The following is a 23,966-nucleotide window of genomic DNA, read 5'->3' as shown; positions in this document are numbered from 1 at the left end:
ATGCTTCCTATTGGTTGGGCGACATCTTCCTACGCAGTTTTGGGTTTGCTGATATGTACAGTGCTCTGTACAATGATTGTGGTGGCTCAGCGCGGTTTTGTTGCTGCGAGCTGCCGCCTCATGTGGCAGCCTTCGGGGTACAAATACTCCGTTCAGCGGCGGAAACGTCTCTAACTTTTTGACAGGAGCGACTGGAGGGAAACCTCTCAGATCGAGAAAACGAATGAACGTCCTTACTTATAGCGAGGCACGCGCTGGCTTTAAGCAAGCGATGGACGACGTCTGCCGCGATCACACGCCCATGCTGATAACCCGGCAGAGCGGCGAAAATGTGGTCATGGTTTCGCTCGAGGATTTCAACGCGATGCAGGAAACCTTGTATCTGTTGAGTTCGTCGAAGAACGCCCAGCGGCTTGCCAGATCCATCGCCCAGTTGAATGCCGGCAGTGCGGTTTCTCGCGACCTGCTGACCGATGAACAAACAGAAAAGCCGCAACGAGGAGGCCGCAAAGGCTAATAGTGTTTTTATGTTCACGGACGAAGCGTGGGACGACTACCTGCACTGGCAAGAGACTGATCGAAAGGTCTTGCGCAAGATCAATACGTTGCTAGAGGAATGTCGGCGCGATCCTTACCGCGGCACGGGAAAACCGGAAGCGCTGATGGGCAGCCTAAGCGGCTTCTGGTCACGACGCATTACTCATGCTGACCGTTTGGTCTACTTGCCGGGAGACGGAAAGATCTATGTGATTGCTTGCCGCTTCCACTACGATGACTAAACCAATGAAACCGGGCGCAACTGAAATCGCCCGGTTCTTTTTTGCTTAGCGAATCAACGCGTGCTGCGCGTCCGTCCCCCAGGACGCAACATTGAAAGCAGCGGCCAGCCAAGATTCACCCCAAGGCTGGCGATCACGATCAATACCATCCCCGCAAGCTGCGGCAGCGACAGCGCCCGCCCATACACCACAGCATCGACCACGATCGCCGTCAGCGGATAAACGAACAGCAGCACGGCGATGATCGGCGTGGTCAGCTTCGGTAGCGCACCGTAGATCAGCACATACGAAAGCCCCGTATGCAGCACGCCCATGCCGACCAGCCAGAACCACTGCATCGGCCCGATATGCACGGCGGTGAGCGGCGCAATGAACGGCAGGCACACCACGCCGACCGCGCATTGCGCGAGCGTCAGCAGATGCGGCCGCAAATTGCCAAGCCCTTTGGCGATCAACGTGACGCTCGCGTACATCACCGAGCCTACCAATGCCTCGCCGATGCCGATCAGATAGCTCGTATGCCCCTGCAGATTCGCGGCCGCCAGAACACCCGAGGCAAGCACGAGCCCGATGAACGCGGTCGCGATCCAGCCGAGTCGGTCAACGCCGAGTCGTTCATTGAACAGCGCCGCGCCCATCAACACGACCCAGAACGGCTGCACATGAAATACCACCGTCGCCACCGCAATGCTGGTGCGATGGATCGCGTCGAAGAAACCGACCCACTGTGTGACCATCAACACGCCGGAGATCAGCGCGAGCGCGACGGTGCGCGGCTTGAAATGCGCGCGCGTGAAGAAACCTTTCCACGCGCAATACGCCGCGAGCGAAAGGAAACCGAACAGACAGCGAAAGAACACCAGCGTCAGCGCACCGAGCCGCGCTTCCTCGACGAAGATGCCGATCGTGCCCATCAGAAGCCCGCCGCTGGCCAGCGTAATGGCGCCCTGTTGACGTTGGGTGAGGGACATGCGAAGCGGCTCCGGAAGTGGGTCACATAAAGTCGAGCCACAAGTATGGCGCGGCTTGCCTCATGTCGACAAACGAATTAAATTGAGAAATTCCATAAGCTGGATTGATAAATCATGCATCCGGAATTCGACGTCGATCTGCTGCGCACCTTCGTCGCGGTGGTCGAAACGGGCAGCTTCACGAAGGCTTCGACTACCGTGCATCGTTCGCAGGCGGCGGTCAGCATGCAGATCAAGCGGCTCGAAACCATGCTCGGCACCACGCTGTTCGCCCGCAACACGCGCAATCTCTCGCTCACGCGGCCCGGCAATACGCTGCTCGAGTACGCGCGGCGGGTGCTGGCGTTGCATGAAGAGGCGTGGTCGGCGATCGTGCGGCCCGAGGTGACCGGGCGCGTGGTGCTGGGCGCACCGGACGACTACGTGTCGTCGCTGCTCTCGCCGGTGTTGCGGCGCTTTTCGAATCTGTATCCGCATGTGGAGATCGAAATCGTCTGCGCGCAGAGCACGTCGCTCGCGCCGATGCTAGCCGATAACAAGATCGATCTCGCCTTCGTCACGCGCGACCACAAATTGCGCGGTGAGTTCGTGCGTAGCGAACCGATGGTATGGGTGGGGGCGTCGGTGGATACGCCGGTACTGGCGACGTCGCCGTTGCCGGTCGGGCTGTACGAGCCGGGCTGTGTCGCGCGCCAGCATACGCTGGCGGCGCTCGACGGTGCGCGTATCCGCTATCGGGCGGCGTTTAGCAGCGCAAGTCTGATGGGTTTGGTGGCGACCGTGGATGCGGGGCTGTCGGTGATCGCGCTCACGCGCTGCAGCGTGCCGGCGCGGCTCGCGATACTCGGCGAAGCGCAAGGCTTGCCGACGATCGCGCCGCTGGAAATCGTGGTGGCGCGCAGCGCGAAATCGGACCGGCCGACGTGCGATTATCTGGCCGCGCAGATGGTGCAGGATTTGTCGCTGCGCACGCCAACGCGCGGGGCGGCGGCGTAGTGTTTATCGCCTAGACGCGCGGATAAGCCGTCACCTCGCCATCCACCGCAAGCCGCACGTGCTCACCCGGCCGCGGCGACAGATACCCCGGCACGCGAGCGCGCACCACCGTCCGCGCGCCGGACTGCAATTGCAGCGTGACACCCGCGTCCTGTCCCTGAAAGATCACCTCCTGCACGACGGCATCATGGGCCGCAGCGCCATTCGGGATCGTTTCGTCGGCACGCAACAGACGGATCTGTTCAGGCCGCACCATGACGTCGACCGCGCCGTTGCCCATCGGCTCGCACAGCGGCAAATCACCGAGTTCGCAGTCGACGCGATTCTGCTTGACCACGCCCGGCAACAGCACCGCTTCACCGACGAACGACGCAAGCTCGCGCGTCACCGGACGGCGGTACAGCGTCTCCGGTGTCGCGGTCTGGATCAGCCGGCCGTTCCACAGCACCGCGACCTCATGGCCGAGCGACAGCGCTTCCGATTGATCGTGCGTGACGAGCACGGCAGTCGCGCCGGCTGCGGCCAAAGCACTGGCCACCGCCTGGCGCGTTTCGAGCCGCAATGCGGCGTCGAGCGACGAGAAGGGCTCATCGAGCATCACCAGGGTCGGCGAGGGGGCGAGTGCGCGAGCCAGTGCGACACGCTGCTGCTGGCCACCCGACAACTGCTGCGGCGCGCGCGCGCCGAAGTTCGCCGGCAAGCCGACAAGCTCCAGCAATTCGGCCACCCGATGACGCGCGCGGCGCTGCGTGCGCGGCAAGCCGAACACGATGTTGTCCGCCACGGAAAGATGCGGAAACAGCGCGCCTTCCTGCGGCACATAGCCGATGCGGCGCTGCTCGGATGGCACATGCAGGTTGTCGCCGGCCACGCGCCGGCCGTCGATCTCGACGCTGCCGCTATCCGCGCGTTCGAAGCCGCACAACAGGCGCAGCAAGGTGGTCTTGCCGCTGCCGGACGGTCCGAGCAGCGCGAGCAGTGTGCCGCGCTCGACGGAGAGATCGATGCCGTGCAGCACCGGATGGCCGTCGAACGATTTTTGCAGTCCGCGGATACGAAGTTCGCTCATGAAAATCCGATGGAAAAAGCAGGCGATGGCGCGCGGCGTTCAGCTGCGCTCGCCAAGTAACGCCGATTTGCCGAGCAACGCGAACAGGAGGCCGGAGGCGAACAGCGAGATGCCGGTGAGCAGTGCCGCATAGGGCGCTGCGGCGGCAAACGCCATCGTCGACGTGTCGGCCCAGACCTGGGTCGCAAGAGTTTGGGTGTCGATCGGGGAGAGCAGCAGCGTTGCGTTGAGCTCGGTGACGACCGAGATGAACACCATCGCCGCTGCCGCGCCGAGCCCTGGGCCCGCCAGCGGCAACACCACGCGAAACAGGGTCTGCGTCCAGGTCAGGCCGAGCGCGCGCGCCGTCTCTTCGAGACGCGGCTGCGCCTGCATGAACGCGGCGCGCACGCTCACCAGCGCGATCGGCATGAACAGCATCGCGTACGCGATCACCAGCAGCGTCGCGCTTTGATAAAGCGGTTGCAGCGCATGCACCGCGAGCGACACGATGGCCAGCGCGATTACCAACCCCGGTATGCCTTGCGCCAGAAACACGGTGCGTTCGAACAGCGTCGCGAAACGTGTCGGATAGCGCACCAGCAGGAACGCCAGCGGCACGACGAGCAGTGTGGTCAGCAGCGCGGCGGCGAGCCCGAAGCCGAGCGACGAGATCGTTGCGTTGAACAGCAGTTCGGGTGAGACGTCGGCTGGTGTGACGGCTGCCGCGCCCGGTTGTGTGAGCCAGTAGCCGATCATACCGAGCGGCACGCCGAGCGTGGCGATCGCCAGGGCGGCGAAGCCGGCGACGACGACCCAGCGCCATGCGCCGAGGTCGTAGCGCAACACTGCGCGACGTGTGCCGCGATCGACGCGTTCATAACGCGCCGCACCGCGCACGCGAAACTCGAATGCCAGTACAACCAGGCAGATGACGATCAGCAGGCACGCGAGCAGTGAAGCGCCGCCGCCGTCGAAACTGGTGCGGTATTCCGCGTAGATTTGCGTGGTGAAGGTTCGAAAGCGCAGCAGCGTAAACGCACCGAATTCGGACAGTACGCCCAGCGCCACCAGCAGCATGCCGCCGAGCAGTGCCGGACGCAGTTGCGGGAGCACGACGCGAATGAACGTGGTCCAGCGGTTGCAGCCGAGCGCGCGCGCGCTTTCTTCGAGCGCGGGGTCCATGCTGCGCAACGCCGCGGCCACGGGCAGATAGACGAGCGGGAAATACGCGGAACTCAGCACCAGTAACGCGCCGTTGAAGTCCTGCAGATCCAGGCTCAGCGACACCCACGCATAGCTTGAGATGAACGCCGGCATGGCGAGCGGCGCCGCAGCGAGCACCGCCCAGATTCGACGCCCCGGCAGATTCGTGCGTTCGACAAACCATGCGGCGGCCGTGCCGACGACAGCGCAGACGAGCGTTGTCGATACGGTGATCAGTACCGTATTGATGAGCAGTTCGCCGACGAGCGGACGGAAGATCAGATCAACCGCTTCGCCGATACCGAAGCTCGCGGCACGCCAGAAGGTAAACGCAATCGGCAGCAACACCAGCAAAGCGCTGAGTGCTGCTGCCGCAAACAACCCGCGCGGCGCGCGCGAACGGGCGCGCACCGGGGCGGGGGTTCCAGCCGGAGGCCCGGCTGACACGGCATCGCTCATTTACAGCAAACCTGCCTGGCGCAACAGCTTGCCGGCCTGGCTGTCGTCGCCGAGTTGCTGGATGGTCAGCGCCGGCGGGCTCAGTTCAGCGAGGGGCTTGAGGATCGGGGCCGGTGCCACGCCTGCATGCAGCGGATATTCGAACATGACGTGGCTGTTCGCCATCAGCTGCTGGGCGCGCTCGCTGACCAGATAGGCCAGAAACTTCTGCGCGCCATCCGTGTTGTGAGCCGACTTCAGCACCGCTGCGCCCGACACGTTCACCATCGCGCCGGCGTCGCCTTTGCCGAAGTGATAGATCGCGCTGCGGGTTTTCGCATCGCCGAGTTCGGCGTGCAGACGCGCCCAGTAGTAGTTGTTGATGATGCCGGTCGCGACGCCGCCGCGATTGACGGCTGCCACCACGCCTTCGTCGTCGTCGAAAATCTGCGCGTTGGCTTTCAGGCCCTTCAGCCATGCGACGGTTTGTGCTTCGCCCTTCAGCGCGAGCACGGCGCTCACCAGCGGCAGGAAGTCGCTGTCGCTCGGTGCGATGCCAACCTTGCCTTTCCATTCCGGCTTGGCGAGATCGAACAGCGACTGCGGCAGTTGCGATGTCTGCAGCTTGGTCGTGTTATAGGCCAGCACGCTTTCGCGCGCGGTCACGCCCACCCATGCGCCGGTCGGCGAGCTAAAGCGCGCCGGCACGGTGGCGAGCGTCGAGCCGTCCACCTTGTTCAACAGGCCTTTCTCTTCGAGCAGCATCAGCTCGGGCGAATTTTCCGTGAAGTACACGTCGGCGGGCGTTGCCGCGCCTTCCGCGACGATTTGCGCGGCCATTGCCGGGCCTTCGCCGTTGCGGATCTTCACCGAAATGCCCGACTGCTTTTCGAAGTCTTTGGCGAGCAGATTGACGACCTGTTCGTGCTGCGCGTTGTACAGCGTGATCGACGCGGCGTGCGCCGTCGACGGCACGGTCGCGAACGCAGCCAGCGTGAGGGCGGCAGCGCTGCTGACGAGGCGCAGGCGGGAGCCAAACCAGGAATGAGCCATGATCCTAAAATCCGTTGATGATGTTGTCGTTGGTCTTTGATGCGCCGCCATGCCTCGCGGCATGGTGGCTTCCTTCGCGGCTTGCCTTACGTCTCGAACAGGCCCGCGCCGATATACGAACCCGGTTTCGCGCCCGGCGGCACAGCGAACACCGCGCTGCCGACGTGCGTCGTGAACTGGTTCATCATGTCGAACTTCGCGAGTTTATCGTTGATCGGAATGAAGCCGGTACGCGGGTCGCTCTGGTGAGCCACAAAAATCAGCCCCGCGTCGTATTCGGTTTCCTGACGCCATGGCGGCCAGCGCTCGATATAGAAGTTCGTGCCGTCGTTGTACGAATAGGAACGGCGCAAAATCTGCGCACCGTTGTTGCTGGCCTGATTCGACAGACGCACGTGCGAGTTCTCCGGGATCACCGGATTGCCGTCCTTGTCTTCTTCCTTCAGGTCTACGGCGTCGAACTCGTTCTTCTTGCCGATCGGCGCGCCGCTGTATTTGTGACGGCCAAACACCTGTTCCTGGAAATCGACTTCGGTGTTGTCCCAGTGTTCCAGCGTAATGCGAATGCGCCGCACGACGGTGTAGGTGCCGCCTTCCATCCACGGCGCGTCGGCGGTGGCGCCGGCCCAGACGAATTCGTTCATCAACTGCGGCTTCGCGGTCGACGGATTGTTGGTGCCGTCCTTGAAACCCATCAGATTGCGCGGCGTCTGACCGCGCGGACCGGACAGGAAGCCGGACTGGCCCCAACGCATTGCCGCGACGCCGTAAGCGAGGCGCGACAGTTGACGCACCGCGTGAAACGCAACCTGCTGGTCGTTCGCGCAAGCCTGAATGAACAGGTCGCCGCCGGTCTTCTCGGCGATCAGCTGGTCGCCGTTGAAGCGCGGCAGGTCGACAAGCGCGGCCGGGCGGCGCGCGGCCAGCCCGTAGCGGTCCTTACCTTCATGCGTGAAGAGGCCGGGGCCGAAGCCGAAGGTGATCGTCAGGCCGCAGGGGCCGAGGCCGAGCACGTCGCCGGAATCGGGTGCGGCTTTGTTATTGCCCGTGTCGCCTGTGGGCAGCGGTGCGGCCGTGGCGCCTTGCGCCAGGCGCGCGGCAGCGTCGGTCCAGGCACGCAGCAGGGCGATCACGTCGTCGCGTTTGTCGGTCGTCAGATCGAGCGCGGCCACGTACGTGTGACTTTGCTGCGGTGTAACGACGCCGCCTTGATGCAAGCCGTAGAACGGCTCGACCGCCATCTGCGGGTCGGCGTTGTGCGCCGGCGTCTTGCCGAGCGCGGCCTGGGCGGCGGCGGTCGCACCAAGGCTCGCGCCCGCTGCGACCGCCGCACTGCCGGCCTTCAGAAGACCGCGCCGTGAGGGCCGCGGGGGTTGATCGATTGCCATGGTTACTTCACCTTCTTGTGGCCGTGGGGTGTGCAGGAAGCGCCTTCGGCCTGGGGGCCAGATTTGCGCGCCTGGTTTTTACTTCGCAAGGACCAGCGTGTTTACGTCGTCTTGCACGTAATAGAAGCCGTCGCCTTCGGGTGTCATCGCAAGACCGAAGAGGTCGCCGTTGCCCGGGGGCGATTGCGCCTTGTCGGTATCGATCCAGCGCGCGTAGATCTGCTTGCCGCTGGCAGGGTCGATCTCGACGATCTGGCCGTTCAGTGCGTTGGTGACGAGCAGGTGGCCGTTCGGTGCGGTGACCATGGCGAGCGGGCGATGCAGCAGGCCGTCGGCGGTCAGTTGGCGACCCACACCCGCGCTCGTGTCGCGCGTCATCGGATCGTCGATTTCGGTGATGCGGTTGCCGATTGCGTCGGACACGTACAGCAGTTTCTGATCGCCCGAGAGCGCGAGGCCGGTCGGACCGACGAGGAACACGCCCTTGTCCGCTTGCGCGCCAAAGCCGCTGCCGATCACGGTTTCCTTCTTCACGACCGGCGGCTTACCGGTCGGCACGTCCAGGTCCAGACGCAGCACGGTGGCCTGCTTGAACACCGGCGGATTGCCGTTCGCACCGCCCACGCCGAAGCCGGCGTTGCTGACGAACAGCGTCGCGCTCGTGCCGTTGTCGACGACCGCCAGGTTGCCCCACGGATCGTTGATGTTCGGGCTGTTGATGGTCGACGCGATCTTGCCGTTCGGATCGATCACGATCAGGCAGCCGGCACCCTTGGTGCCGGTGGTGCCGTCATTGCTCGGCGTGCTGCCGACGATCACATAACCCGACTTGAGCATCGTCATCGCGGTCGAGAGGCCGATGCCGCCCGGGCATTCCTTCAGATCGCGCGGCACCGTCGCGAACACCGTCATCTGTTTGGTGTCCGGATGATAATTGATGATCGTGCTGCCGGTGCCTTGCAGATTGGTCGAGTTATTGAAGTTGCCGACCAGCACGTCACCCTTTTTGACGGTGCCTGCCGTGACCGGCGCGACCACCACCGCATACGGATTCTGGTCGCCGTTTTCCGGCACGGTGTTGATCAGCGTGGTGTGATGCTTGACGGTCTCGAGGAAACCTTGCGGGTCGGCGTGCGCGACGCCGGCCGTCGCGAATGCGGCGGCGCTGACGGTTGCGGCAATCAGGGCCCGCGCGGCGCGCGGCGAAATGGAGCGCGTGGGGTTGTTCATGAATGAGCCTCCGTGCCTGCGCACAAAGCGGTAGTTGCGGTCATGATCGAAAGCATGGGATTCGATTTATCTTGAGCGTGCAGATTTGCGTACGAGTGTGCTGTTGGTGTCATGGCGAACGGCATCAGAACGTGATGTTGGTCCGCACGCCGATGACGAACGTGTTGCGCAGCGGTTGCGTCGGATCGCTCGGGTTCTGGCCGGCGCCGGCATTGAACGTGTATTGCGCATCGGCTTGCAGTTGCCACCACGGGTTGACCTGATACTGGTAGGTCGCTTCGAGCGTGGTTTCGCTGGTGCGCACGCCGTAGGGGCCACCGCTGAATGCCCGGTTATCCTGATCGAGACCATTCACGTGGTTGCCGATCTTGATGTACGTGAGCGCGATACCGGCGCTGTCGTTGTCGCGGCCGGCGAACGGCGCTTTCATCACGATGCCGAGGTTGGCGGCGAGGCTCACCAGGTTGCGGTCGCCCGGCGCGCCCATCACACGCGCGAAGACATTGAGGCTGCGTGGCTCGTCCGGATCCGGGCGCCAGATCATCTGGTCGGCGACCGCGTAAAGGCTGTAGTCGCCGCGATGATTCTGCGCAACGCCGGTACTCGCCGGGTTCGCAAGCGAGAGACCGGTGTTGTCGAAACGCTGGTCAGCAAAGCTGCCGTTGTTGTACCAGACGCCGACTTTGTAGGTGCCCGGCAAACCGCCGCCGCCCGCACCGACCATTTCGCCGTCGGCCGGCTGGTTGATCGCGTACTGCAGCTCGCCGATGAACAGTGTGCCGTTGTGCAGGTTGAAGTTGGTCCCGCTCAGGTTGTTCGGGTTGTTGCCAAGCGGATCGCCATCGAACACACCCGCGAGCGCCGTCAACGAAGGCGTGATCTGGCCGCGCACACGCACGCCGAGGTCGGCCAGCGGATAAGCGGGACCGCCGGAGGGCATGTCGTAGGACGGCAGGGCAGGCCAGCCGAACATCGTATTCACGAACAGCGCCGAGTTTCGTGCTGGCGATGAATTCCTGGTCGATACTTTGCTGACCAATTTTGACGTCGATGCGCTTGTTCAGGAACGATTGCTGATACCACAGTTCCCACAGGCGGGTGGTATCCTGGGCTTCGATACCGCTCGCCGTATTCAGCGTGCCCAGCTTGTTGGCGCTGAGATTGGCGCCGTGGATCTGCAAGGCGCTGACGTTGAACAGGCCGCCCGGCAAACCGAACGCCTTTTGCGTGTCCATTTGCACGGTCGCTGTTGTCAGGCCGTCGTAGTCAGCGCCGCGCGCCAGACCGCCACGAACGTTGGCGAGCACTTCGCTGGTTTCGGTGAGCGCGAAAGTCACGCCATACTTGCCGAGCCACGGACGCAGGCCGCCGATGTCGCCGAGCATGGTCGGGCGATTCCAGAAGCCGGTCCATTGATTCGTTTGCGTCGCCTTGATGTTCAGGTCGGCTTCCGGCGCTTCCGGTGTGGCATCGGGATTGGCGTCGGCCATGGCTGCGCCGGCGGTCAAGGAGGCCCAGGCGAAAGCCGTGCAGAGCGCGGTGCGCCGCATGGAAGGCAAGCGCGAACGACGCACGGCGCGGGCAGCGGAGTCGCGAAGCGAAGGTGCCCGGCCCGCGAATTCAGTTGATTGGGCGAACTTCATCGAAATCCTTATTTGTGTTGTATCGACTCATCTAACGATCGCAGCATGACGTTGTCGTGTGCCTGCGATTTGCCGCATCGGTTCGCGACGCCAGATGCAGCAGATGGCGAGATCGTACGCATGCGGAATGGGTGCGTCAACACAAATGAGAACGATTCGTATCAATATTTCCAATGTGTAATTTTGAGTTTTACGTACTGCCGCTAAAGGTTGTTTGAGTGAAAGTTAAATGGAATTAAAACGTAATGTTTTGGCATGAATGTGGTCATATCGAACCGGTCCCGGTGAGTGGTGTCGAAGGGCACGAGTACCCCGAAAGGCCAATGTCAGGAGATAGAGATGAACAAACGCATCCTTTTGCTTTCGTTGCTGGCGAGCGCCGGTTTGCTGGTGAGCGGCGTATCGAACGCGCAACTGAATCTGAAGCAGTTCGGCATAGGCGGCGGCAATAGTTCGGCGGATGCAGGCGCGACGGCTTCGTCGGGCGGCGTATCGCAGTTGTTGCAGACCTACGTGGGCGCGAACCAGCAGGTGCTGAGCGGCCAATCGAGTCTTGCATCGGCAATGGGCATGACGAGCGCCGCGGGGCAGGCGCAGCAAGCGGCGGGATTGCTGAGCGGCGGAACGCCCTCGGTAAGTCAGTTGACACAGGTGGGCAGCACGCAGCAGTCGTTATCGCAGTCGTTGACCCAGGCATTCGCGAGCCGCGCGAGTGGCGGCGCGTCGGCAACGCCGGTGAACAAGCAGGCGTTCACGGATGGATTGTCCTCGTTGGGGAAGGGCGTGAGCCAGTATTCGAGTTTGCAGTCGGGGCTGGGCAGTCTCGGCCAGATGAATCCGTCGTCGCTGTTGCAGGCGGGGATGAATCCGCAGACGGCGCAGAGCGCGTCCTATATCGCGCAATCGGCGCCCGGCCAGTTGCAATCGTTGATGTCGACGCTGAGCTCGGCAGTACAGTTCGCGTCGAGTCATGGAATCAGCGTGCCGTCGATCGCGACCGCGGCGTTGAAGGGTGGGCAGTAATGAGCGCTTTCTGAAGGTGGTGCCGCCTCGCAATGGGGCGGCGCCAATAGACCCAATATCGGTCACTACGCAAACAAGAAAGACCCGCGTGCTGGGCGGGCAACAAAAGCAGCTATGATCGTCTTCCGATGCCGCGCCGTTGCGCGAAGCCCTTGAGTGCCCAGCCCCCAAACCAAACCGGGACGACACCGATGCCACACACCGTGAATCTGGATAATTACTTCACCCGCATAGGCTACGAAGGGCCCCGCGCGGCGACGCTGGAAGTCCTCCAGGAAATCCATCAGCTGCACCCCCGATCGATCCCCTTCGAGAATCTGAATCCGCTCACGCGCCGCGCGGTAAAACTCGATCTCGAATCAGTCGAACACAAGCTGATCACGCAAAAACGCGGCGGCTACTGCTTCGAACAGAACGCACTCTTCGCGAACGTCCTGACGCAGTTGGGCTTCAACGTAACGCCCCTGATCGGGCGAGTCTTGTGGGGCCGCGAATCCGGCACAATCCCTCCTCGCACGCACATGGTCTTGCGTGTCGACATTAAAAACGAAGCATGGATTGCCGACGTCGGGTTCGGCAGCGTGACGCTAACGGCACCGCTGCGCCTGATCGCCGGCACCGCGAAGCACACGCAACTCGGCACGTTCCGTCTGGCCGACGCATCGCACGGGGCGTTCTACCTCGAAGTGCAATCGCGCGACGAAACCTGGGCTCGCATCTACCGTTTCGACTTGCACCCGGTCGAATGGATCGACTATGAGACCTCGAACTGGTACACCTCGACCGCACCGGATTCCATCTTCCTGAACAACCTGATTGTCTGCCGGGTTCTGTCGGAATCGCGCCTCACGTTGCTGAACGATCAACTGAATGAACGCTCGGCGGATGGTCAGGTTATCGGCGAGCGCCAACTGAAGACCGCGGACGAACTCGCAACCTGCCTGCGCGATCAATTCGGTCTGAACACGGGCGACATCGATATGGCAGACGTGTTCTGGCGCGTGCGCTCACCCGCGGCGGCTTCCGCCTGAGACCAAAGCGTGACACGTACCTACAACCGCCAACGACTAGAAACGAGCGCCACGACCCGACTATGATCACACGCCTCATCCTGCAAACGGTGGTCTGGCTGGCATGCATGGGCGCACTGCTGTTCGGCGCCGCGGGTACGTTCGCCTGGCCGGCGGGGTGGTGGTATCTGATCGAGACAGGCGGGCTGAGTTTATGGGTCGGTTTCTGGCTGGCTCGCCACGATCCCGGTCTGCTTGCCGAACGTCTCGCGCCAATCATTCAGGCGCAACAGAGCCGTTGGGACCGCTTCTTTATGGTGGGTGTGGCGGTGATGTGGTGCGCCTGGCTCGTCCTGATGGCACTCGACGCTATGCGCTATCGCTGGTCGGCGCCGTTGCCGGTCTGGCTGGTGAGCCTCGGCTCGCTCTGCATCTTCCTGTGTATTTTCATGTGCCTGATCGTCTTCCGGGCCAATAGCTATGCCGCGCCGGTCGTGAAGATTCAGGCGAGCCGCGGCCATAAAGTCATCGATACCGGCCCGTATGCCCTCGTTCGCCATCCGATGTACTCGGCCGCATTGCTGATGTTCGTCGGCACGCCTTTGCTGCTTGGCTCATGGTGGGGGCTCGCCTGCGTGCCGCTGCTGGTGATCGGCATCGGCTGGCGCGCGGTACGCGAGGAGCGCGTCCTCGCCGCGCAACTCGACGGCTATACCGACTACACCTCACGCGTACGTTATCGCTTCGTGCCGTTCATCTGGTAGGGCGCGCAATGCGCCAACTCGATGCGCGTCGACGCTTCACGCACCAACCTGTCTAGACAAAACGCACCACGCTGATGCGTCCGGATTCGACCGGCGCGTTGCCTTTGCACTTTCAAGACTCCCTTAAAAGCCTTGCTGCGCCGCATCTTATAGGGGCTTACCCGATGATTCCCGCGATTTTGAACAAATCCTCTTGCGAGGGCTTTTTGACTGATGCAGACTTGTCTATACAAATCCGGTGTCAGTTAAACAACCCGCCTCGACGGTTTCCTCAATCCAAGGAGTTTCGACGTGAAAGTGAAGCGCACGACGTTAGCAAAAGCATTGATGGGCGCCGTTCTCGGCGCCGCGACAATTTTCGCGGCACCGGTGCAGGCTAAAGACTGGAAGTCGGTGACGATCGCGCTGGAAGGCGGTTACGCACCGTGGAACCTGACCTTGCCGGGCGGCAAGCTGGGCGGCTTCGAACCTGAACTGGTCGCTAATCTGTGCGAGCGCATCAAGCTGCAGTGCAACCTGGTTGCACAAGACTGGGACGGTATGATCCCAGGCCTGCAAGCGGGCAAGTTCGACGTGCTGATGGACGCGATCTCGATCACGCCGGAGCGCGAAAAAATCATCGCGTTCTCGAAGCCGTACGCCGCCACGCCGGCCACGTTCGCCGTGACTGACGTGAAAGTGCTGCCCAAGGCCGTGCCGACCGCGGCCGTCGTCAAGCTGTCGGGCGATCCGAAAACCGATCAACCCACCGTCGACGTATTGCGCAAGCAGCTGAAGGGCAAGACCATTGGCATTCAGTCGGGCACGGTCTACACCAAATTCATCAACGACAGTTTCAAGGACGTCGCCACGATCCGCGTCTACAAAACCTCGCCTGAGCGCGACCTCGATCTGGCTAACGGCCGTATCGACGCCTCGTTCGACGACGTGACCTATTACGCCGCCAACATCGACAAGAAAAATGCCACGTCGGTCTTTCTGGCCGGCCCGAAGATCGGCGGCCCGATCTGGGGTCCGGGTGAAGGCATCGCATTCCGCAAGCAGGACGCCGACCTGAAAGCGAAGTTCGATACCGCGCTGAGTGCCGCGATTGCCGATGGCACCGTCAGGAAACTCTCCACCAAGTGGTTCAACACCGACGTCACGCCTTGATTCGCCTGAGCGTTCAGCTGTAACGGCCCCGCGCGGCGTCACGCCGCGCAGGCCGGCGGTTCGATCCGCCGTCATGGATGAGGGATAGGGAATGGCTCTGATAGAGATGCTCGGCTTCGGGCCGGAAGGCTGGGGCGGCGTATTGCTGCTCGCGGCATTGATGACGGTCGTGCTCACGCTGGCCGCGCTCGCAGTCGGCGCAGTGTTCGGCGCGCTGATCGCGGCGGCCAAGCTGTCGCGATATCGCACGCTGCGCGTGATCGGCGATGTGTACACCACCGTGTTTCGCGGCGTGCCTGAACTGCTCGTCATCTATCTGTTCTATTTTGGCGGCTCGACGCTCGTGACCACGATCGGTCAATGGTTCGGCGCAGAAGGCTTTGTCGGCGTGCCGCCGTTCGTGATCGGCGCGCTCGCCGTCGGGATGATTTCCGGCGCGTATCAGGCCGAGGTGTATCGCTCGGCGGTGCTCGCGGTTTCGCGCGGCGAACTCGAAGCGGCGCGTTCGATCGGCATGCCCACCATGACCATGGCGCGCCGCATTCTTATTCCGCAAGTGTTGCGTTTTGCGTTGCCGGGCATCGGCAACGTCTGGCAATTGAGCCTGAAAGACTCGGCGCTGATTTCCGTCACGGGGCTCGCCGAACTGCTGCGCGCCAGCCAGGTGGCGGCAGGTTCGACGCATCAGTACTTCACGTTCTTCGTGGTGGGCGGCGCGCTGTATCTGCTGATGACCAGCATCTCGAACCGGATCTTCAACCGCGCCGAAGCGCGCGTGGGCCGATCCTTCAAGCGCAACTTCGCGCGCAACTGACGAGGACCGGACATCATGCATTTCGACTTCGATTTCCTGCTCGACACGCTGCGGCAACTGCTCGCGGCCGTGCCGACCACGCTCGGGCTGTTCTTCTGCTCGTTGATTCTGGGCGGCCTGCTTTCGCTCGTGATCGTCACGATGCGCGTATCGCCGCACTGGCTGCCGAATCGCTTCGCCCGCGCTTATATCCTCGTGTTCCGCGGCTCGCCGCTGTTGATCCAGATGTTCCTCGTCTACTACGGCATGGGCCAGTTCGGCGTGATTCGCGAGAGCTTCCTGTGGCCGGTGTTGCGCGAACCGTACATGTGCGCGGTTTTATCCCTGGCGCTGTGCACCGCCGGATATACCGCCGAGATTATCCGCGGCGGGTTGATGGCCGTGCCGGTCGGTCAGATCGAAGCGGGCTATTCGATCGGCTTGTCGGGTTTCGCACTGCTGCGCCGTGTGATCGGTCCGATTGCCTTGCGTCAGTGTCTGCCCGCGTACTCGACCGAGGCCGTGCTACTCGTCAAATCCACCGCGCTCGCCAGTCTTGTCACCGTGTGGGAAGTGACGGGCGTCGCGCAGCAGATCATTCAGCAAACGTATCGCACCACTGAAGTATTCATCTGCGCCGCGCTGATCTACCTGTTCCTGAATTTCGTCATCGTGCGTTTGCTCGGCTTCCTCGAGACGCGTCTGTCGCGCCACCTGCGTGCGGCGCCCACGCAAAGCTCGCCGAAGCGGCCGGTTTCGACCACGACCGAAGCACGCCGCGCCGCACCCTGAACGATCGCACCATTTTCAGAATCTGGAGAACTCCATGAACGCTACCGCACCTGTTGCACTGTCGGTCAAGAACATTCACAAATCGTTCGGCGACCACCACGTGCTCAAAGGCATTTCGCTCGACGCCCATCAAGGCGACGTGATTTCGATTCTTGGCGCGAGCGGCTCCGGCAAGAGCACGTTCCTGCGTTGCCTGAATCTGCTCGAAACGCCCGATGACGGCTCGGTGGCGCTCGGCGGCGAAGAGCTGAAAATGAAGCGGCGCGGCGACGGCAAGCTGCAACCGAGCGACCGCCGTCAGGTAGACCGGGTGCGCTCGCAACTCGGCATGGTGTTTCAGAACTTCAACCTGTGGTCGCATATGACCGTGCTGGAGAATCTGATCGAAGGGCCGATGCGCGTACAGAAGCGCAGCCGCGCTGAATCGGTTGAAGAAGCAGAAGCGCTGCTCGCGAAAGTCGGCCTCGCGGAGAAACGCGGTCACTATCCGGCGCATTTGTCCGGTGGTCAGCAGCAGCGTGTGGCGATCGCCCGCGCTTTGGCGATGCATCCGAAGGTGATGCTGTTCGACGAACCGACTTCGGCGCTCGACCCTGAGCTGGTTGGCGAAGTGCTGCGCGTGATGCGCTCGCTTGCCGAAGAGGGCCGCACAATGCTGGTGGTCACGCACGAGATGGGTTTCGCGCGTCATGTGTCGAATCGCGTGATGTTCCTGCATCAAGGTCAGGTCGAAGCCGACGGCACGCCGGACGAAGTATTCGTCGAATGCAAGTCGGACCGTTTCCGTCAATTCGTGTCGAGCCACCAGGATCGCACGACTAACTAATCGACCTGCAATAGCGGCTCGACCATCTCGTCATTTCACCGGGCAGAGCACTATCATGACCGTCATCCGTTCCGATCGTTCTCTCAACTGGCAGCAGGTCGCAGCGGTTGCCGCTGGCGAGCCGCTTGAGCTTTCCGCCGATGCGCGTGCACGGATCGCCGCGTCGCGCGAACTGGTCGAGCAGATCGTCGCGCGCGGTATTCGCGCTTATGGCGTGAATACAGGCGTCGGCGCATTGTGCGACGTCATCGTCTCGCCTTCCGAGCAGCACACGCTGTCGCGCAACATTCTGATGAGCCATGCCGTCGGCGTTGGCGTGCCGCTCGGTAGCGCTGAAACACGCGCGATCATGGTGGCGGCCGTCAACAACTACGCACACGGACATTCGGGGATTCGTCTTGAAGTCGCCGACCGGCTCGTTGCGTTGATCAACGCAGATTGCCTGCCCGAAGTGCCGGCGTTCGGCTCGGTCGGTTATCTGAGCCATATGGCGCATATTGCGCTGGTATGCATCGGCGAAGGCCATGTGCGCTATCGCGGCGAACGGCTCAAAGGGCGCGACGCGTTGCAGATGCTCGGGCTCGAACCGCTGGTGCTCCAGGCCAAGGAAGGCCTGAGCCTCGTCAACGGCACGCCGTGCGTGACAGGTCTCGCGGCGTTGGCATTGGCCCGCGCCGAGCGCCTGCTCGACTGGACCGACATGGTCGCCGCGATGAGCTTCGAGAATCTGCGCGGTCAGCTCGCCGCGTTCGATGCTGAATCGCTGGCATTGCGCTTCTCGCCCGGCCTGAGCCTTGTCGGCGAACGGATGCGCCTGGCGCTCGCCGACAGCGGCATCCTCGCTGCGGTGGCCGGCCAGCGCACGCAAGACCCGTTGAGCTTGCGGACCATTCCGCACGTGCACGGTGCCGCGCGCGACGTGCTGGCCGCGACCGCCGAGGTGCTCAATCGCGAGCTCGCATCGATTACCGACAACCCGATCGTCGCCGGCACGCCGGAGAATCCACGTGTCTATTCGCAGGCGCATGCAGTGGGGGCGTCGATCGCATTGGCAATGGACAGCCTCGCCACCGCGATCGCACAAGTTGCTGCGATGGCCGAGCGGCGTCTGGATCGTCTGGTCAATCCGCTCGTGAGCGGTTTGCCGGCGTTTCTCGCGGAGCCGGGCGGCACCTGTTCCGGCTTCATGATCGCGCAGTACACCGCGGCCTCGCTGGTGGCGCAGAACCGGCGCCTTGCGATGCCCGCGAGTCTCGACGGCGGCATCACGTCTGGCCTGCAGGAAGACCATCTGTGCCACGCCACGCCCGCCGCGCTGAAAGCGCTGGAGATCGTCGACAACGCCGGGCGTATCGTCGCGATCGAATTGCTGGCGGCGGCCCAGGCCTATGACCTGCAAAGCATCGACGCGCCGCGCGCACCGCACACTGACTCGCTGTGGCAACTTGTACGCCGCGCCGTGCCGACTTATCGCGACGACCGGCCGCTCGCGGACGACATGTCGATTGCGTTTCGTCTGATCGCCGACGGAATGCCGCCGCCGCTGCCAAACCCGGGTAATATTCGGCCCGGGCCGGATGCTTCAATCGGCGGCGCGGGTCTTGCCGAATTGGCGAGCGTGACGAGCGTTGCCGCGGCGGCCAAGCTCGGTACCGATTCGGCGGCCAACGATGGCCGGGCGACGGCCCACGCGAGTTAAGGGACTCGGGTGTAGCGTTGGAGTTGATGGAACCGGATTGATGGAACGGTATTGATGGAGACAGAGCCGGTAAACGGGCTTACCCGCCGGTGAACCGGCGCGAATGTGGACGATCCGTGCACCACCCGTGCACCCCGCGTACCACCCACGAGGTCGACGTGAACACTATTACAAACGCGCAAACCGTAGACACGCAGGACCGTCCTGGCCTTACCCAGGAGACACCCGCCAAGGCGATGCCCGCCTATGAGCAGATCAAGCGCTACGTGATCAGGCGCATCAGCGAAGGGCACTGGAAGCCCGGCGGCCTGATCCCATCCGAGACGGAATTGGTCAAGGAATTTGGCGTTGCGCGCATGACAGTATCGCGCGCGCTGCGTGAACTCACCACCGAACGCGTGCTGACGCGGGTGCAAGGTTCCGGCACGTTCGTCGCGCCGCGGCGCTACGAATCGACAGTGCTGGAAATCCGCAATATTGCCGACGAAATCGCCGCGCGCGGCCACCGCCATTCAGCGCGCGTCCTGACGCTCGAACCCAGCGACGATCCGCACGCGCTCGAATCGCTCGGTCTCGCCAGCGGCCCGGCTTTTCACTCGTGCATCGTGCACAGCGAAGAGGGTGAGCCGATCCAGTACGAAGACCGCTACGTCAATCCGAAGGTGTTCCCCGACTACCTGCAACAGGACTTCACCGTCGAGACGCCGAATCACTACATGGTGCGGCTCGCACCGATCCAGCGCGCTGAGTTTCGCATTTATGCGCAGAAGCCCGACGCGTATGTCCGGCGGCATCTGACGATGGAGATCGGCGAACCCTGCTTGCAGCTATGGCGCCGCACGTGGGTGGGCGACGATGTGGCGACGTCGGTGCAGTTGTGGCATCCGGCCTCGCGTTTTCATCTGGCCGGCAACGTCTGAGCGGCAAGCCCCGCGGGTAAGACGCCGGTAAGACGCCGGCGAGGGCGCGGCGTGCGCGTCGCTAGCCCTGGCGCTGCGACAGATCCGGCGTGAAGCGGCAACCCAGTCGATAGCGCGAGCCCGGATGCACGAAACGCGCGAACGTGACCGCAACGCCGCTCGTCCATGTGCGGCGCATCAGCGTCAGGCACGGCTCGTCGGCGCGAATTTCCAGTAACTCGGCTTCGGCGCGCGTCGGCAGGCCCGCGTCGACGACATGCTCGACGTCGTGCGCCGGGACGGTCACGTACAGATACTCGGACGGCCGCGTCGTGGAGAAATCCTGCTTCAGAAAGTCAGGTGCGGTTGCCGGATTGACGTAGCGGTCTTCGAGTTGCACCGGCAAACCGTTCTCGCGATGCACGCAAATCACATGAAATACGGAAGCGCCAGGCGCGAGCCCTAAGGCGTTCGACACCGTCACCGGCGCGGTTTCGCGTTGTGAAAGGACCGTGTCATAGCTGTATTCGTGACCCCGTGAGCGGATCTCGTCGCCGATATGGGCGATCATCAGCAGGGTGGATTGCGGCTTGCTTTGCGCGACGAAGGTGCCGACGCCCGACACACGGGTGACGAGGCCTTCATCGGCGAGTTCGCGCAGCGCGCGGTTCGCCGTCATGCGTGACACGCCGAGCGTCGCGACCAGCTCCAGCTCGGACGGCAGACGCTCGCCCGCCTGCCGCCCGCCCGATTCGATGATCTGGCGGATGTGGTTCTTGACCTGTTCGTAGCGGGCGGCCGGTGCCTCGGTGGTCACGCGCGCGGTTTTCATTGCGGCTCTACATCGTCAGGACCGCGCGCCCAGAACGCATTGCGGTCGAAATAGTTTTGCAGGAACTGCCGCAAACGTGGCTGCCCCGCATCGTGAAAGACTTCGCGCGGCTTGCCTTGCACCGCGATGCGTCCCTGGTCGATGAACATGACCTTGTCGGCGACCTGTGCGGCAAAGCCCATTTCGTGCGTGACCACGGCCATCGTCATGCCGTCGCGCGCAAGCTGCTTCATCACTTGCAATACTTCGCCGACCAGCTCGGGATCGAGCGCCGAGGTCGGCTCGTCGAACAGCATGATGTGCGGCTCCATCGCCAGCGCGCGGGCGATGGCCACGCGCTGCTGCTGGCCGCCCGAGAGTTTCGACGGGTAGGCGTCGCCTTTGTGCGCGAGGCCCACGGTTTCAAGCATCGCATTGGCGCGGCGGCGCGCTTCGTCACCCGACAGATGGCGCACGCGCAGCAAGGCTTCCATCACATTGCCGAGCGCCGTCATGTGCGGCCACAGATTGAATTGCTGAAACACCATGCCGACGTTGCGCCGCACGCGATTGATCTCGCCCTGCGTCGCTCGCACGCGTTTTCCATTGCGCTCGCTATAGCCGAGCAGTTCGCCTTCGATACGCACGTCGCCCTGATCGTAAGTTTCGAGCGCGGCGAGGCAGCGCAATAGCGTGCTCTTGCCCGAGCCCGACGGGCCGATGATGCAGACCACTTCGGAGCGGGCGATCTCGAGATCGATGCCGCGCAGCACTTCGACTTCGCCGAATCGTTTCTTCAGGTCGCGTACTTCGATCAGCGGCGCACCGGGCGGCGTACCGAAGGCGGCGGCGGACGCGGAGGAGGGCATGTCGGCGATGGCGTTCATAAGGTGGTCTGGATTTCCGTTCATGCCATGAAGCGCGCGATGCGGGTTTCGGCCCACATGCCCACACGCGAGGTCAGTTCAACCAGAGCGAGATAGCACACGCACAGCACCAGCAGCGTTTCGACGAAAGCGAAGGTGGCCGATCCGATGCCGGTCAGCACGAACGTGAGTTCGGGGACGGTGACGATCGACAGCACCGCGGTTTCCTTGCTCAGCACGATAATCAGATTGGTCAGCGCGGGCACGATCAGCACCAGCATTTGCGGGACCTGAATGCGCAAGACAGCTTGCCAGCGAGTGAGTCCGAGACAGGAGGCCGCTTCGAGATGGCCCGGCGGCACCGATTGAAAGCCTGAGCGGAATGCTTCCGCGAAATACGCACTGCCGTAGAGGCCCAGGCCGAGCACACCGGCCGTCATCGGTTCGAGCGTGAGGCCGATGGAAGGGCCGCCGTAGTACAGCAAAAACAGTTGCACCAGAAATGGCGTGCCGCGGAATAGTTCGATATAGACGCGCAAACCGCCGCGCACCCAGCGTCCGCAAAAGAGCTGCAGCACGGCGATCAGAAAGCCGATCAGGATGCCGATCGCCACGCCCGCGATCCAGGTGCCGAGGGTAGTCGCGAGACCGGCGGCAATCGGCTGCAGATTGTGGGTGATGACAGTGGGGTCGAGCGTTTGCATGGCTTATTCGATCTCGAGCTCAGGGTTGCTCAGGCGTGCTGCAAACGATATTCTGCGGCATGCGCGACGAGCGCGAGGCTGCCGCAGATCACGAAGTAAATCAACCCGGCGGCGAGGTAGGCTTCGAGCGGCCGATATGTACTCGCCGCAATATTCTGCGCGGTGCGTGTCAACTCGGCCACCCCTACCACCGAGATCAGCGACGAAGCCTTGATCAGCAGCACCATTTCATTGACGAGCGAGGGCAGCGTCAACTGGAACGCTTGTGGCACCAGAATGCGGCGCAGCATATCGAACGGTGAAAGCCCGAGCATGCGTGCGGCTTCGAGATGACCCGGCGGAATGCTGAGGAAACCGCCGCGCAGAATCTCGGCGATATAGGAAGCGGAACACAGCGACACGGCGCTGAGCGCCGCGACGATGGGCGATACGTTAATGCCGGCGAACGGCAGCAGGTAGTACACCAGCAGCAATTGCACCAGCATCGGCACGCCGCGAAAGAAGAACACGTAAGCGCCGCCGAACATGCGCGCGGCGCGCTTCGGCGAGAGGCGCGCGGCACACACGCCGATCGCGACGAAGAAACCGATCAGGAGACCGGTCAGCGAAATGCCGACGGTGGCGAGCGCCGCATGCAGCAGCAGCGGCAAACCCTGGACGAAGACGGTTGTGCTGAACATAAGCGTCGCACTCGCTAGAACGGAGAGGGCGATGCGGCTCGTCGAAGAGCGCGCATCGCGTACACCAGGAACACGTGTTGCGGCACATCAAGCCATCAATGCATTAGTAGTTCGGCGCCGGCATCGTAGTCGGCGCATCCATTGCGACGCCGAACCACTTTTTCTGCAAGGTCGCGAGACGCCCGTCGCTGTGCATTTTCACGAGCGCCGCGTCGAAGGCGTCGGCGAGCGGCTTGCTATCCGCGTCTTTACGCAGGCAGTAAGCAAAGTACACTTTCGCGCCGAACGGCGGCTGCACGACGGCGAAGGTTTCGGGGCGTTGCTTGGCGACGTACGCGATGTTGGTCATCGAGTTCGCGACCGCCGCAATGCGGCCGGCGGCGAGGTCGGCGTAGGCCTGATTGTTGTCGACGTATTCGCGGATTTCAGGCGGCTTCGGCAAGGTGGCGACATAGGTCTTCAACTGGTCGAGCTGGGCCGAGCCTTTGCCCGCGCCCACAGTCTTGCCGGCGATATCCGACGATTGCTTGACGGAGGCGTCGTTGGCGCGCTTGAGCAGGGCGTCGGTGGCGTCCGCGATCGGCAGGGTGTACGTGTAGCGTTCCATGCGCGCCTTGGTGACCGTCAGCGGGCCGCCCACCATGTCGAACTTGCCGGCTTCGAGACCCGGCAGCACGCTCGGCCACGGCAAATCGATGAAGCGTACCTTCACGCCCATTTCCTTGCCGACCTCGGCGAACAGATCCTTATTGAAGCCGGCCTGCTGGCCGTTTTCAAGGAAGTCGAAGGGGGCGAACTGCATCTCGGTGCCGACTACCAGTTCACCGGCTTTCTTCACTTTGGCGAGCTGGTCTTCCGCGTGGGCGGTGACGCTTGCCGCGCACAACGCCAGCATGATCAAACGACACTTCCAGCCTGCAAGGATGCTCATGGGATTCTCCGGTTGGCAAAGCGGTCTCGTGCGAAAGCGGTTCGTCAGCGGGCCTTGCGCGAGTTATGCGAGGCAGTATATACCGCAGTTTCCGTGCAAAATAAATATTCGCGTGACTAGAGAAAAGCCCTTACGTGAAGCTCCGAGAAGGAACTTGCGGGTGTGCTTTTGGCGGTATATACAACGAGAATGGTTGGGGCGTGCGAGCTTGTCACGCGTGCTTCGCAAGCCGGTTCGCAAGCCGGTTCGCATGCCTCTTTCATC

The 23,966-nt window shown here is 62.8% G+C and carries 24 protein-coding genes and 1 pseudogene; 13 read left to right on the top strand and 12 right to left on the bottom strand.

Annotated elements, in window-relative coordinates:
* Nucleotides 1–223: 223 nt before the first annotated feature.
* Both B0G76_RS28395 and B0G76_RS28390 read left to right on the top strand, forming a co-directional pair.
* A complete protein-coding gene (locus B0G76_RS28395) occupies nucleotides 224–517 on the top strand; it encodes a type II toxin-antitoxin system Phd/YefM family antitoxin (protein WP_120295431.1) in 294 nt (97 codons plus the stop codon).
* 10 nt (nucleotides 518–527) lie between these two features.
* Nucleotides 528–779, top strand: a complete 252-nt coding sequence (locus tag B0G76_RS28390) for a Txe/YoeB family addiction module toxin (RefSeq protein WP_120295430.1) — start codon at nucleotides 528–530, stop codon at nucleotides 777–779.
* Between the two features lie 53 nt (nucleotides 780–832).
* On the opposite strand, the gene B0G76_RS28385 is transcribed toward B0G76_RS28390, so the two are convergent.
* The gene (locus B0G76_RS28385; RefSeq protein WP_120295429.1) at nucleotides 833–1,750 is read right to left on the bottom strand and encodes a DMT family transporter; all 918 of its coding nucleotides are present in this window, start codon (nucleotides 1,748–1,750) and stop codon (nucleotides 833–835) included.
* Between the two features lie 114 nt (nucleotides 1,751–1,864).
* On the opposite strand from B0G76_RS28385, the gene B0G76_RS28380 reads away from it, so the two are divergent.
* Nucleotides 1,865–2,746 (top strand): LysR substrate-binding domain-containing protein, encoded by an 882-nt coding sequence (locus tag B0G76_RS28380; protein WP_120295428.1) that lies wholly within the window; start codon nucleotides 1,865–1,867, stop codon nucleotides 2,744–2,746.
* A 10-nt stretch (nucleotides 2,747–2,756) separates the two neighbouring features.
* Here the strand turns inward: B0G76_RS28380 and B0G76_RS28375 are convergent, their stop codons facing one another.
* The 6 genes and pseudogenes from B0G76_RS28375 to B0G76_RS28350 all read right to left on the bottom strand — a co-directional run bounded on the left by B0G76_RS28375 (nucleotide 2,757) and on the right by B0G76_RS28350 (nucleotide 10,659).
* A complete protein-coding gene (locus B0G76_RS28375; RefSeq protein WP_120295427.1) occupies nucleotides 2,757–3,815 on the bottom strand; it encodes an ABC transporter ATP-binding protein in 1,059 nt (352 codons plus the stop codon).
* Between the two features lie 39 nt (nucleotides 3,816–3,854).
* Nucleotides 3,855–5,459, bottom strand: coding sequence for an iron ABC transporter permease (locus tag B0G76_RS28370; RefSeq protein WP_120295426.1), 1,605 nt, complete (start codon nucleotides 5,457–5,459; stop codon nucleotides 3,855–3,857).
* Nucleotides 5,460–6,491 carry an iron ABC transporter substrate-binding protein gene (locus tag B0G76_RS28365; protein WP_120295425.1) on the bottom strand — a complete coding sequence of 344 codons (1,032 nt, stop codon included), beginning with the start codon at nucleotides 6,489–6,491 and terminating at the stop codon, nucleotides 5,460–5,462. It lies immediately after the preceding gene.
* An 86-nt stretch (nucleotides 6,492–6,577) separates the two neighbouring features.
* Nucleotides 6,578–7,879, bottom strand: coding sequence for an iron uptake transporter deferrochelatase/peroxidase subunit (efeB, locus tag B0G76_RS28360; RefSeq protein ID WP_120295424.1), 1,302 nt, complete (start codon nucleotides 7,877–7,879; stop codon nucleotides 6,578–6,580).
* A 78-nt stretch (nucleotides 7,880–7,957) separates the two neighbouring features.
* Entirely contained in the window at nucleotides 7,958–9,109 is a 1,152-nt protein-coding gene (locus B0G76_RS28355; protein WP_120295423.1) for a hypothetical protein, read from the bottom strand.
* A 124-nt stretch (nucleotides 9,110–9,233) separates the two neighbouring features.
* A pseudogene (locus B0G76_RS28350) lies at nucleotides 9,234–10,659 on the bottom strand (carbohydrate porin).
* Here B0G76_RS28350 and B0G76_RS44190 point away from each other — a divergent pair.
* The 10 genes from B0G76_RS44190 (at nucleotide 10,598) to hutC (B0G76_RS28305) (ending at nucleotide 19,731) form a co-directional block, all read left to right on the top strand.
* Complete coding sequence (locus B0G76_RS44190; protein WP_259460892.1) at nucleotides 10,598–10,801, top strand: hypothetical protein; 204 nt, start codon at nucleotides 10,598–10,600, stop codon at nucleotides 10,799–10,801. The pseudogene B0G76_RS28350 and the gene B0G76_RS44190 sit on opposite strands and share 62 nt — an antisense overlap.
* A 290-nt stretch (nucleotides 10,802–11,091) precedes the next feature.
* On the top strand, nucleotides 11,092–11,775 hold the full coding sequence (locus B0G76_RS28345; protein ID WP_120295422.1) for a hypothetical protein: 684 nt from the start codon (nucleotides 11,092–11,094) through the stop codon (nucleotides 11,773–11,775).
* 191 nt (nucleotides 11,776–11,966) lie between these two features.
* On the top strand, nucleotides 11,967–12,806 hold the full coding sequence (locus B0G76_RS28340) for an arylamine N-acetyltransferase (RefSeq protein WP_120295421.1): 840 nt from the start codon (nucleotides 11,967–11,969) through the stop codon (nucleotides 12,804–12,806).
* Between the two features lie 62 nt (nucleotides 12,807–12,868).
* The gene (locus B0G76_RS28335; RefSeq protein WP_120295420.1) at nucleotides 12,869–13,549 is read left to right on the top strand and encodes an isoprenylcysteine carboxylmethyltransferase family protein; all 681 of its coding nucleotides are present in this window, start codon (nucleotides 12,869–12,871) and stop codon (nucleotides 13,547–13,549) included.
* Between the two features lie 327 nt (nucleotides 13,550–13,876).
* Nucleotides 13,877–14,701, top strand: coding sequence for a transporter substrate-binding domain-containing protein (locus tag B0G76_RS28330; protein WP_409076765.1), 825 nt, complete (start codon nucleotides 13,877–13,879; stop codon nucleotides 14,699–14,701).
* Nucleotides 14,702–14,792: 91 nt separating this feature from the next.
* On the top strand, nucleotides 14,793–15,515 hold the full coding sequence (locus tag B0G76_RS28325) for an ABC transporter permease (protein WP_120295418.1): 723 nt from the start codon (nucleotides 14,793–14,795) through the stop codon (nucleotides 15,513–15,515).
* Between the two features lie 15 nt (nucleotides 15,516–15,530).
* On the top strand, nucleotides 15,531–16,286 hold the full coding sequence (locus B0G76_RS28320; protein ID WP_120295417.1) for an ABC transporter permease: 756 nt from the start codon (nucleotides 15,531–15,533) through the stop codon (nucleotides 16,284–16,286).
* 34 nt (nucleotides 16,287–16,320) lie between these two features.
* Nucleotides 16,321–17,112, top strand: a complete 792-nt coding sequence (locus B0G76_RS28315) for an ABC transporter ATP-binding protein (RefSeq protein ID WP_028197383.1) — start codon at nucleotides 16,321–16,323, stop codon at nucleotides 17,110–17,112.
* Nucleotides 17,113–17,167: 55 nt separating this feature from the next.
* On the top strand, nucleotides 17,168–18,811 hold the full coding sequence (gene hutH / locus B0G76_RS28310) for a histidine ammonia-lyase (RefSeq protein ID WP_120295416.1): 1,644 nt from the start codon (nucleotides 17,168–17,170) through the stop codon (nucleotides 18,809–18,811).
* 236 nt (nucleotides 18,812–19,047) lie between these two features.
* Complete coding sequence (hutC, locus tag B0G76_RS28305; RefSeq protein WP_120295415.1) at nucleotides 19,048–19,731, top strand: histidine utilization repressor; 684 nt, start codon at nucleotides 19,048–19,050, stop codon at nucleotides 19,729–19,731.
* Between the two features lie 61 nt (nucleotides 19,732–19,792).
* Here the strand turns inward: hutC (B0G76_RS28305) and hutC (B0G76_RS28300) are convergent, their stop codons facing one another.
* The 5 genes from hutC (B0G76_RS28300) to B0G76_RS28280 all read right to left on the bottom strand — a co-directional run bounded on the left by hutC (B0G76_RS28300) (nucleotide 19,793) and on the right by B0G76_RS28280 (nucleotide 23,702).
* Nucleotides 19,793–20,542: a histidine utilization repressor gene (gene hutC / locus B0G76_RS28300; protein WP_120295414.1), complete on the bottom strand. Its 750-nt coding sequence runs from the start codon at nucleotides 20,540–20,542 to the stop codon at nucleotides 19,793–19,795.
* Nucleotides 20,539–21,408, bottom strand: coding sequence for an amino acid ABC transporter ATP-binding protein (locus tag B0G76_RS28295; protein ID WP_120295413.1), 870 nt, complete (start codon nucleotides 21,406–21,408; stop codon nucleotides 20,539–20,541). The genes hutC (B0G76_RS28300) and B0G76_RS28295 overlap by 4 nt, the downstream gene beginning before the upstream one ends.
* 20 nt (nucleotides 21,409–21,428) lie before the next feature.
* Nucleotides 21,429–22,091 (bottom strand): amino acid ABC transporter permease, encoded by a 663-nt coding sequence (locus tag B0G76_RS28290; protein ID WP_120295412.1) that lies wholly within the window; start codon nucleotides 22,089–22,091, stop codon nucleotides 21,429–21,431.
* 29 nt (nucleotides 22,092–22,120) lie between these two features.
* Nucleotides 22,121–22,771 (bottom strand): amino acid ABC transporter permease, encoded by a 651-nt coding sequence (locus B0G76_RS28285; RefSeq protein ID WP_120295411.1) that lies wholly within the window; start codon nucleotides 22,769–22,771, stop codon nucleotides 22,121–22,123.
* A 103-nt stretch (nucleotides 22,772–22,874) separates the two neighbouring features.
* Complete coding sequence (locus tag B0G76_RS28280; RefSeq protein ID WP_120295410.1) at nucleotides 22,875–23,702, bottom strand: transporter substrate-binding domain-containing protein; 828 nt, start codon at nucleotides 23,700–23,702, stop codon at nucleotides 22,875–22,877.
* Nucleotides 23,703–23,966 lie beyond the last annotated feature (264 nt).

This window comes from Paraburkholderia sp. BL23I1N1 (genome assembly GCF_003610295.1).
Classification (GTDB): domain Bacteria; phylum Pseudomonadota; class Gammaproteobacteria; order Burkholderiales; family Burkholderiaceae; genus Paraburkholderia.
This window is presented reverse-complemented; position numbering and strand designations above follow the sequence as displayed.

Excerpts from the sequence above, each read along its gene's own strand:
- B0G76_RS28345 (WP_120295422.1), top strand. The coding sequence starts at position 11,092 with ATGAACAAACGCATCCTTTTGCTTTCGTTGCTGGCGAGCGCCGGTTTG.
- efeB (WP_120295424.1), bottom strand. The coding sequence starts at position 7,879 with ATGGCAATCGATCAACCCCCGCGGCCCTCACGGCGCGGTCTTCTGAAG.
- B0G76_RS28340 (WP_120295421.1), top strand. The coding sequence starts at position 11,967 with ATGCCACACACCGTGAATCTGGATAATTACTTCACCCGCATAGGCTAC.
- B0G76_RS28355 (WP_120295423.1), bottom strand. The coding sequence starts at position 9,109 with ATGAACAACCCCACGCGCTCCATTTCGCCGCGCGCCGCGCGGGCCCTG.
- hutC (WP_120295414.1), bottom strand. The coding sequence starts at position 20,542 with ATGAAAACCGCGCGCGTGACCACCGAGGCACCGGCCGCCCGCTACGAA.
- B0G76_RS28380 (WP_120295428.1), top strand. The coding sequence starts at position 1,865 with ATGCATCCGGAATTCGACGTCGATCTGCTGCGCACCTTCGTCGCGGTG.
- B0G76_RS28370 (WP_120295426.1), bottom strand. The coding sequence starts at position 5,459 with ATGAGCGATGCCGTGTCAGCCGGGCCTCCGGCTGGAACCCCCGCCCCG.
- B0G76_RS44190 (WP_259460892.1), top strand. The coding sequence starts at position 10,598 with ATGGCTGCGCCGGCGGTCAAGGAGGCCCAGGCGAAAGCCGTGCAGAGC.
- B0G76_RS28295 (WP_120295413.1), bottom strand. The coding sequence starts at position 21,408 with ATGAACGCCATCGCCGACATGCCCTCCTCCGCGTCCGCCGCCGCCTTC.
- B0G76_RS28320 (WP_120295417.1), top strand. The coding sequence starts at position 15,531 with ATGCATTTCGACTTCGATTTCCTGCTCGACACGCTGCGGCAACTGCTC.
- B0G76_RS28395 (WP_120295431.1), top strand. The coding sequence starts at position 224 with ATGAACGTCCTTACTTATAGCGAGGCACGCGCTGGCTTTAAGCAAGCG.
- hutH (WP_120295416.1), top strand. The coding sequence starts at position 17,168 with ATGACCGTCATCCGTTCCGATCGTTCTCTCAACTGGCAGCAGGTCGCA.
- B0G76_RS28385 (WP_120295429.1), bottom strand. The coding sequence starts at position 1,750 with ATGTCCCTCACCCAACGTCAACAGGGCGCCATTACGCTGGCCAGCGGC.
- B0G76_RS28330 (WP_409076765.1), top strand. The coding sequence starts at position 13,877 with ATGGGCGCCGTTCTCGGCGCCGCGACAATTTTCGCGGCACCGGTGCAG.
- B0G76_RS28375 (WP_120295427.1), bottom strand. The coding sequence starts at position 3,815 with ATGAGCGAACTTCGTATCCGCGGACTGCAAAAATCGTTCGACGGCCAT.
- hutC (WP_120295415.1), top strand. The coding sequence starts at position 19,048 with ATGCCCGCCTATGAGCAGATCAAGCGCTACGTGATCAGGCGCATCAGC.
- B0G76_RS28335 (WP_120295420.1), top strand. The coding sequence starts at position 12,869 with ATGATCACACGCCTCATCCTGCAAACGGTGGTCTGGCTGGCATGCATG.
- B0G76_RS28285 (WP_120295411.1), bottom strand. The coding sequence starts at position 22,771 with ATGTTCAGCACAACCGTCTTCGTCCAGGGTTTGCCGCTGCTGCTGCAT.
- B0G76_RS28290 (WP_120295412.1), bottom strand. The coding sequence starts at position 22,091 with ATGCAAACGCTCGACCCCACTGTCATCACCCACAATCTGCAGCCGATT.
- B0G76_RS28325 (WP_120295418.1), top strand. The coding sequence starts at position 14,793 with ATGGCTCTGATAGAGATGCTCGGCTTCGGGCCGGAAGGCTGGGGCGGC.
- B0G76_RS28365 (WP_120295425.1), bottom strand. The coding sequence starts at position 6,491 with ATGGCTCATTCCTGGTTTGGCTCCCGCCTGCGCCTCGTCAGCAGCGCT.
- B0G76_RS28280 (WP_120295410.1), bottom strand. The coding sequence starts at position 23,702 with ATGAGCATCCTTGCAGGCTGGAAGTGTCGTTTGATCATGCTGGCGTTG.
- B0G76_RS28390 (WP_120295430.1), top strand. The coding sequence starts at position 528 with ATGTTCACGGACGAAGCGTGGGACGACTACCTGCACTGGCAAGAGACT.
- B0G76_RS28315 (WP_028197383.1), top strand. The coding sequence starts at position 16,321 with ATGAACGCTACCGCACCTGTTGCACTGTCGGTCAAGAACATTCACAAA.